7 protein-coding genes are annotated in these 6,746 nt (G+C 52.7%); all 7 read left to right on the top strand.

The window, feature by feature from the left end:
* On the top strand, window positions 1-77 hold a 77-nt coding region (locus H1D41_RS18075; protein WP_228849775.1), incomplete at its 5' end, for an adenosylhomocysteinase.
* Window positions 78-251: 174 nt separating this feature from the next.
* A complete protein-coding gene (locus H1D41_RS18070) occupies window positions 252-593 on the top strand; it encodes a DUF2853 family protein (RefSeq protein ID WP_107497703.1) in 342 nt (113 codons plus the stop codon).
* Window positions 594-1,268: 675 nt separating this feature from the next.
* Complete coding sequence (gene lpdA, locus H1D41_RS18065) at window positions 1,269-2,660, top strand: dihydrolipoyl dehydrogenase (RefSeq protein WP_228850240.1); 1,392 nt, start codon at window positions 1,269-1,271, stop codon at window positions 2,658-2,660.
* 11 nt (window positions 2,661-2,671) lie between these two features.
* A complete protein-coding gene (gene lipA, locus H1D41_RS18060) occupies window positions 2,672-3,619 on the top strand; it encodes a lipoyl synthase (protein ID WP_228850239.1) in 948 nt (315 codons plus the stop codon).
* Window positions 3,620-3,641: 22 nt separating this feature from the next.
* Window positions 3,642-5,009: an alanine/glycine:cation symporter family protein gene (locus H1D41_RS18055; RefSeq protein WP_228850238.1), complete on the top strand. Its 1,368-nt coding sequence runs from the start codon at window positions 3,642-3,644 to the stop codon at window positions 5,007-5,009.
* 68 nt (window positions 5,010-5,077) lie between these two features.
* Entirely contained in the window at window positions 5,078-5,491 is a 414-nt protein-coding gene (locus H1D41_RS18050) for a universal stress protein (RefSeq protein WP_228850237.1), read from the top strand.
* 80 nt (window positions 5,492-5,571) lie between these two features.
* The gene (locus H1D41_RS18045; RefSeq protein WP_228850236.1) at window positions 5,572-6,546 is read left to right on the top strand and encodes a helix-turn-helix domain-containing protein; all 975 of its coding nucleotides are present in this window, start codon (window positions 5,572-5,574) and stop codon (window positions 6,544-6,546) included.
* The last annotated feature ends 200 nt before the right edge of the window (window positions 6,547-6,746 follow it).

The following is a 6,746-nucleotide window of genomic DNA, read 5'->3' as shown; positions in this document are numbered from 1 at the left end:
CGCTGTCTGAGGAACAGGCGTCCTACATCGGCGTCACACCAGAAGGCCCTTTCAAGCCAGAACACTACCGCTACTAAGAGTCATAAAAAGCCAAAGAAACAGCCGCCATCTGGCGGCTGTTTTTGTTCTGTGCACTGCCCTGAAATCTTTAGGGGGAAAAGCATGTAAATCTTTTCCTTTGACCTGCCCGCGTTCCGCAGTACCGTTTCGCCACGGGGAAACCCCTTTTGTAAATTTGCTGGGAGAATATTATGGGCAAACGTGACGACCTGATCGCGAAATATGCTGACGACCTGAAAAACAAATGCGGCATGACACCAGACATGGATCTGCTGACAAAAGTGACCATCGGTTGCGGTCCTTCCATTTATAACGCTGATGCGTCCACCGTTGCTGCGGGCCAGGAAGCCGAACTGGAAACAGTTAAAAACAACTTCCTGATCAAGAAACTTGGTCTTGCAGATGGTCCACAGTTGATGGACGCGATCAACGCGACTATCGAAACTTATGGCCGTTCCGAGCGCAACAAATACCGCGCTGTTGTCTACTATATGCTGACCAAACACTTTGGCAAAGAAAGCGTTTACGGTTAATTTTTGGGACGCAACTATTTGTGGAAAATTTAAAAGCGCCTGCTTTTGTGGGCGCTTTATGCATTTTGGCAGATTAACATGCTGAATTTTAAGTGTTTTGTCTGAATGTTGAAGTTGCAATGCAGACGGTCTTGGGTTTAGATCATTAACAGGGCCAGGATGGCCCGGACCCGAAATTCAGAACACGTGTGTGGTGCTTGGGAGCACACGGGGTGGTGGAGGGTTCCGGGGGTCGGGACCCTCCTTTTTATTTTTCACTATATCAAAATATCGTTTGTCCGTTGCCCTGGTGGTGGCGGAAGGCTTGCAGTGCAGATAGCAGCTGCCGAACATCCCGGGCCATTGGTTGGGGTGTCGCTCTCTTGATGGGGGAACCTGGTTTACGGGTAGCGCACAGCCCTGAAGATTCTGCGCATTACACTCCTATTGTACGGTTTACAGCATCCGGCATGATCGTTAGCCCATGGGCATAAGATTGTGGGCGCAAGTATCATTGCACCCGTGAAATTTCACGCATTCATCCAAATGTTACCGCAAATTCTTATCGCAATTATGCGAAAAGGATTGCTTTGATGGAAAATTCCACTATAGGAAACAAATGTCCCTGGAGGGGAAATTGTAGTTTAATCAGAGAATATGCACCCGTTACAGGGTGCCATGCAGAAGGTGCAACATATGTCTGACTATGATCTTGTCGTTATTGGTGGTGGTCCTGGTGGCTATGTTGCGGCGATTCGTGCTGCGCAGCTCGGTCTGAAAACAGCTTGTGTTGAAGGACGTGGCGCCCTTGGTGGTACCTGCCTGAACGTCGGCTGCATCCCTTCCAAAGCTTTGCTGACCTCTTCGGCGAAATATGCCGAACTGTCCCATCTCTCCTCCCACGGTATTTCCGTCGAAGGGGGCAGCATTGATGTTTCTGGCATGCTTGCACGTAAAGATAAGATCGTGGGTGACCTGACCAAAGGCATCGGTTTTCTGTTCAAGAAAAACGGCGTTGATCTGATCGAAGGCTGGGCGTCCATCCCTGAGGCGGGCAAAGTGTCTGTTTCCGGCGACAACGCACAGGAACTGACTGCAAAACATATCCTGATCGCAACCGGTTCTGAACCAACGCCACTGCCGGGTGTTGAGATTGACGAAGTTGACGTGCTGTCCAGCACCGGCGCACTGGATCTGCCGGAGGTGCCCGAACATCTTGTGGTGATCGGCGCGGGTGTGATCGGGCTTGAGCTTGGCCAGGTCTGGGGTCGCCTTGGTGCAAAGGTGACTGTTGTTGAATATCTGGATCGCATCCTGCCCGCCAATGACGGCGAGATCGCGAAACTGGCGCAACGGTCGCTTGCAAAACGCGGGTTGAAGTTCACGCTGGGTCGCGCGGTGAAATCCGTTGAGAAATCTGACGCAGGGCTGACCCTGACCATGGAACGGGTTGGTAAAGATAAGATCGAAACTTTGGATGCCGACAAAGTGCTGGTTGCCATTGGTCGCCGCCCTGTGACGCGTGACCTGGGTCTTGAAGATCTGGGTGTTGAGGTGAATGCCCGCGGCTTCGTTGAGGTTGACGGCACCTTCCAAACATCTGTGCCCGGCGTTTACGCGATTGGCGATTGTGTGCCCGGCCCGATGCTGGCGCATAAAGCTGAAGAAGATGGGGTTGCCTGTGTTGAAATGCTGGCCGGTGAAAAAGGCCATGTCGATTACAACCTGGTTCCTGGTGTTGTTTACACCGATCCCGAAGTTGCCTCTGTCGGTCAGACCGAAGAGCAGTTGAAGGACGCAGGCGTTGAATACATCAGCGGCAAGTTCTCTTTCATGGCGAACTCTCGTGCGCGTTCGATTGGTGAAACCGATGGCGCTGTGAAAGTGCTGGCGAAACCAGATGGAACTCTGCTTGGTGCACATATTTGTGGGGCACATGGCGGTGATCTGATCGCAGAGCTTGTACTTGCCATGGCAAAAGATGCTAAGGTGGAAGAGATCGCAGCCACATGTCATGCCCACCCGGCCATGGCCGAAGCCGTTAAAGAAGCTTGCCTCGACGCGCTTGGCCGCGCGATCCACGCGTAAGGTTATTTATTATGAACGTGCCAGTCCTGCGCCAGCGACATCCCGAAAAGGCCCACCGGCCTGACAATGCGGTTTCACGCAAGCCAAAGTGGATCCGTCGCAAAAAGATTGAGTCTCAGGAATATTATGAAACCCGACGCCTGATGCGGGATCATAACCTGACGACTGTGTGTGAAGAGGCCGCCTGTCCGAACATCGGTGAATGCTGGTCCAAACAACACGCGACCATGATGATCATGGGTGAAACCTGCACGCGTGGCTGTTCTTTCTGCAACGTATCCACGGGCCGTCCGGATGCGCTGGATGTGTTTGAACCAGGCCGCGTGGCAAAAGCGGTGCAGAAACTGAACCTTCGCCATGTGGTGATCACCTCTGTCGACCGGGACGATCTGGATGACGGCGGGGCAGATCACATCGCTCAGACCATTCGCGCAGTGCGTCACAATTGTCCGGACACATCTGTTGAGGTGCTGACACCGGATTTCCTGGGCAAAGGCGAAGCCGCTGATCTGGTCTACGAAGCCGCGCCAGACGTGTTTAACCACAATCTTGAAACCGTACCGCGTCTTTACACGACGGTACGCCCCGGTGCGCGCTATTATCAATCGCTGCGCCTGCTGGATGACGCTAAGCGTTACAATCCTTCGATATTCACGAAATCCGGCCTTATGGTCGGTCTTGGGGAAACGCCAGAGGAAGTGCGTCAGGTCATGGATGATCTACGCGCCGCCAATGTCGATTTCCTGACGGTCGGGCAGTATCTGCAGCCCACCGCAAAGCACCATCCGGTGGACCGTTTCTGGACACCGGAAGACTTTGAAAAACTGGAAAAGGCCGCACGTGCCAAAGGGTTTCTGGGTGTTTCAGCCACCCCTATGACGCGGTCCTCATTCCATGCAGATGAAGATTTTGCTGCTTTGAAACAGGCACGGGAAACCGTGCTGGCGGCGAAAAACTGAGAAACGCAACGGGAGGGAAACCATGGAAGCGTTATCAAATATTGTAGGTACCATTAACGGTATCGTATGGGGGCCGTGGATGCTGGCCTTGATCCTGGGGGCAGGTTTCTTCCTCCAGGTCGGCATGAAGTTCATGCCTATCGTGAAATTGGGCACTGGCTTTAAGCTGCTGTTCGCGGGGCGCAAAGCTTCTGGCGAAGGCCAAATCAGCCCCTTCAACGCGCTGATGACATCTTTGTCAGCCACCATCGGCACCGGTAACATCGCAGGTGTTGCAACGGCTGTATTCCTGGGTGGCCCTGGTGCGCTGTTCTGGATGTGGATGACTGCCCTTGTTGGCATGGCGACCAAATATGCCGAAGCTGTTCTTGCCGTGAAATATCGCGAGCAGGACGAGCTGGGTAACTTTGTTGGTGGCCCAATGTATTACATCAAAAACGGTCTCGACAAAAAATGGTACTTCCTGGCACCAATGTTTGCGGGTTTTGGCGCGATCGCTGCTTTCGGCATCGGTAACGGCGTACAGGCAAACGGTGTTGCTGCGGTTATGGAAAGCACATTCAGCGTGCCAACATATGTAACCGGCATCATTCTGATGGTCCTGACGGCTGGTGTTATCCTTGGTGGTATTACTCGCATCGGTTCCGTTGCTGGTAAACTGGTTCCATTCATGGCTGTTGCTTACATCATTGCCGGTATTCTGGTTCTGTTGATCAACATCGGCGCATTGGGCGAAGCTCTTAGCCTTGTGTTCACACATGCATTCACACCTTCCGCTGCTGAAGGCGGTTTCGCTGGTGCGGCTGTTTGGATGGCAATTCGTTTTGGTGTGGCACGTGGTGTCTTCTCAAACGAAGCTGGTCTGGGTTCAGCACCTATCGCACACGCAGCAGCTTCCACTGCTGGTCCTGTTAACCAGGGTCTGATTGCGATGCTGGGTACCTTCATCGATACTATCATCGTATGTTCCATCACTGGTCTGGCGATCATCGCTTCTGGCGCCTGGACATCCGGTGAATCTGGTGCGGCTCTGACGTCTCTGGCGTTTGAAACATCCCTGCCAGGCATCGGCGCTTACTTGATCACAATTTCCTTGTCGATCTTTGCTTTCACCACAATCCTGGGCTGGTCCTACTACGGTGAAAAATGCGTTGGCTTCTTCTTTGGTGCCAAATCTCTGATGCCTTACCGCGTGCTTTGGATCATCGCTGTGTACTTCGGTGCAACTGCTGATCTTGGTCTGGTTTGGAACATCGCAGACACGCTGAACGCAATGATGGCGATCCCGAACCTGATCGCTCTGATCTTGCTCAGCCCGATTGTGTTCAAACTGACCCGCGAATTCTTTGCATCCAACGGTGCAACAGAAAGCGGCGAAGCTGCTGAATAAGTAATCACCGGGGGCGGGTTCGCCCGCCCCTTCCACGACCTGATGTTTACATCTTAAGGAGATGACAGATGGCGACAAAAATTCTGCTTCCGATCGATCACACCGATGATCAGTCCTGGAAGAAAGCTCTGCCAGTCGCGCTGGAGCAGGCGAAATTTTATGGTGCAAGCCTGGAAGTGGTTTCAGTTATTCCTGAAATCGTTCTGCTGCCCAATCTGCCTGCAAACTACGGTGCCGGTGCAAAAGATCACGTGACAGGTATCCTGCGCGGTGTTCTGGATGCCAATGGTGCGGAAGATGTGGCGATCCACATCGAAGAAGGCAGCGTGTATCGCGAAATCCTGAAACTGGCGCATAAAGAAGGTTTCGACCTGATCGTTATGGCGTCTGCCAAGGGTGATTTCCCGAACTATGAAATCGGGCCGAACCTTGCCCGTGTCGTACGTAACGCACATTGCTCGGTCACAATCGTCCGGGCCTGATACTTTCTGCATCGCCCTCTGACAGGGCGATGCCCCCCCCTGCCGCCGGTTTTCAGACCGGTTAGCCGAGAGGAGAAATCATGACATATTCAGAACCACGCCAGACACACGCTATGCAAACCGCTGGCCAGACTCTGCAACAAGAGATCTATATCATCCTGCCTGAAGACGCATCTGCAGCTTCTGCGCATATGGTTTCCGAGGTGTTTCGCACGGCGAATGAATTGATTTCTTCCGCTCCCTATCGTATTACTCTGCGCAGCCTGTCCGCCCCGGTCGATAATGATCCGCGTCAGTGGCAGCGCCGCACCGTCATTTTTCTGGGCGACCTTCACAGCCGTTGGCATATTGACGCCGTGCAGCGCAGTCGCCTTCAGCAGATCCTGCGTCTTGCGCCACGCAATCTTGTGATTGGCAGTGCTATCTTCCTTTTGGCGGCCGGCGGTCTTAATCTTGATCATCAACTGGCCATTCACCCGAATTTTCTCGCTGCCGCTCATGAAATGAACCTTCAGGAAGAAACTCCTGGTGGGCGCACGACCAATTCTGGCCGTATCCAGAGCGCGATCAGCAGTTTTGCCGCACTTCCTTTGCTGATCGGGATCCTTCAGCAGGATCAGGGGCATTTCCTGGCCGATGCAATCAGTGAATACCTGGGTCTGAACGAAACCCGCAAGAACCCGTCCAAAGCTTTCGTGCAACTGCGTCAGAGCGCCTGTGATGATACATTGATCGTTAACGCACTGAAGGTCATGCAGGAACATATCGAGGACCCGCTTAAGATCCGGGAGATCGCCAGCATCGTAGGTGTTTCTACACGTCAGCTGGAGCGCCGTTTCCAGGAAAAAGCTGGTGTTTCACCACTGCCTGCTTATCGGGCATTGCGCCTGGAGCGTGCCCAGCAGCTTTTGCAGCACACAAGTCTGTCTTTGCCCGAAATTGCAGTTGCAACAGGGTTTGGCACACGTTGCAATCTGACGCGCTGGTTCAATAAAGAACTTAATAGTTCGCCACAGAATATGCGTCAGCAAAGCTTTACGGGCGCAGCGGCCTGATTCTGAAGGTTGCGATAATACGAAGAACTTGTAAGGCGCTCTACCTATTGTAGACGCCTCTATTTTCGGCACACCCTTGCCTTATTTTTGTCTAATTTTTGCTTTTGGAAAGTCATATTTGGGTCATTGTGACACCAGATTTTCATAGTTTTTGGTGTTGTTAGCGTATTGTTAACCTGAGTGTATTTCGGGTTGGCGCG

Origin of the sequence: Halocynthiibacter styelae, from assembly GCF_016123485.1 — a bacterium.
Lineage (GTDB): Bacteria > Pseudomonadota > Alphaproteobacteria > Rhodobacterales > Rhodobacteraceae > Halocynthiibacter > Halocynthiibacter styelae.
This window is presented reverse-complemented; position numbering and strand designations above follow the sequence as displayed.